This window comes from Micromonospora sp. M51 (genome assembly GCF_018070305.1).
GTDB classification, from domain to species: domain Bacteria; phylum Actinomycetota; class Actinomycetes; order Mycobacteriales; family Micromonosporaceae; genus Micromonospora; species Micromonospora parva.
The window spans coordinates 1-915 of record NZ_JAGPXZ010001291.1 but is presented as its reverse complement, the minus strand read 5'-3'; the positions used below and the strand labels follow the sequence as shown (position 1 = coordinate 915).

Annotated in this window: 1 protein-coding gene and 1 pseudogene; one reads left to right on the top strand and one right to left on the bottom strand. The window is 72.9% G+C overall.

Features of this window, described 5'->3' with window-relative positions:
• Positions 1-446 (top strand): annotated as a pseudogene (locus tag KBX53_RS34360) (LD-carboxypeptidase); the annotation flags it as partial.
• On the opposite strand, the gene KBX53_RS34355 reads toward KBX53_RS34360, so the two are convergent.
• Positions 443-915: GNAT family N-acetyltransferase (locus KBX53_RS34355; protein ID WP_210863965.1), on the bottom strand; the 473-nt coding region annotated here is incomplete at its 5' end. The pseudogene KBX53_RS34360 and the gene KBX53_RS34355 overlap by 4 nt on opposite strands.

Below are 915 nucleotides of genomic sequence, written 5' to 3'. Positions count from 1 at the left end.
CCAGGGATCCGGCCGAGACGGCAGCCCCCGTCCTGGTGCCCGGGCGGGCGTCCGGTCCCCTGCTCGGCGGCTGCCTGACGTTGATCTCCACCTCGCTCGGCGCGGAGGACGCCCCGAGGTTCGACGACGCGATCCTGTTCTTCGAGGACGTGGACGAGGCTCCGTACAGCATCGACAGGATGGTGACCGAGCTGCGCCGGGTGGGTGTGCTGTCCCGGGTCGCCGGGGTGGCCATCGGCCAGATCACCAACAGCGTCGGTGGTCCGGGTGAGTGGGACGCGGCGGCGGTGCTGAAGGACCGCCTGTACGACCTCGGCGTGCCGGTCCTGGGCGGGTTACGGCTGGGACACGGCAACGGGCAGCTCACCGTTCCGCTCGGCGCACGGGCCACCATCGACGCCGAGGCCGGGACCTTGACGGTGCAGCCGGGAGTCCGCCCGCGTTAGCCTCCGGTCGCCGCGTCCCAGGGGGAAGGGTCGTCGCGCAACCGGCTGTAGAGGTAACCGTCGCGCCACCGACCGGCCCGGAACTCGCTGGCCCGCACGATGCCCTCCAACTGGAAGCCGGCCCTTTCCAGCGCCCGCTGCTCGGCCACGTTCTCCGGGTGGGTGCCGGCCTGGATGCGTTGCGCCGGGGTGTGCTGGAAGAGGTAGTCGCAGAGCAACGCCTGCGCGCGCCACCCGATGCCCCGCCCCCGCCACGGTGGCAGCAGGACGATGCCGATCTCCCAGTACGACGCCCGACCGGCATAGCGCCCCGCGCGGTAGCTGACGATGCCGGCGGCGGCCCGTCCCTGTTCGACCTCGACGATGAGCCGCCCGTCGTCCTCGCCGAGGTAGCCGTCGACGGCGAACCGCCGCGCCGGCGCGCCGGCGTCCGTGAAGCCGGCCCAGTCCAAACCGATCAGGCCCGGCT